Here is a 539-nt window from a genome sequence, read left to right as displayed (position 1 = left end):
CGTGGTTTGCGGCTGAACGTGCCGGAGGCGACGGCGTTGATCGCCGACACGGTCTGCGAGGCGGCCCGGGACGGCAAGCGGCTGGCGGAGGCGATCGAGGCCGGGCGCAGTGTGCTCGCGGCGAAGGACGTGCTGCCGGGGGTGGCCGACGTGGTGACCACGTTGCAGGTCGAGGCGGTGTTCGAGGACGGGACGCGGTTGTGCGTGATCGACGACCCGTTCCGTGGTGAGGGCTCGCTGGGCGCGCAGGCGCCGGGTGCGGCGCTGCCGGGTGCGGGTGCGGGGTACGAGCCGGCGGAGCCGGTGGTGGTGCTGGCGGTGCGCAACACCGCGGTGGTGCCGGTGACGGTGACCTCGCACTTCCACTTCTTCGAGGCGAACCCGCGGCTGGCGTTCGACCGGGCGGCGGCGTTCGGGTTGCGGCTGGCGGTGCCGGCGGGGTCGTCGGTGCGGTTCGATGCGGGCGCGACGGTGGAGGTCGGGCTGCTGCCGATCGGCGGTGAGCGGGTGGCGATCGGGTTCGCGGGCCTGGTCGACGG

At 74.4% G+C, this 539-nt stretch carries 1 protein-coding gene; it reads left to right on the top strand.

Translation table 11 applies throughout. From position 1 onward, the window contains the following. On the top strand, nucleotides 1–539 hold a 539-nt coding region (locus TR50_RS42180), incomplete at both ends, for an urease subunit beta (RefSeq protein ID WP_042436115.1).

The organism is Streptacidiphilus anmyonensis (assembly GCF_000787855.1).
Taxonomy (GTDB): Bacteria; Actinomycetota; Actinomycetes; order Streptomycetales; family Streptomycetaceae; genus Streptacidiphilus; species Streptacidiphilus anmyonensis.
The sequence above is the reverse complement of the archived record's forward strand: the minus strand, read 5'-3'. Positions and strand labels throughout refer to the sequence as shown.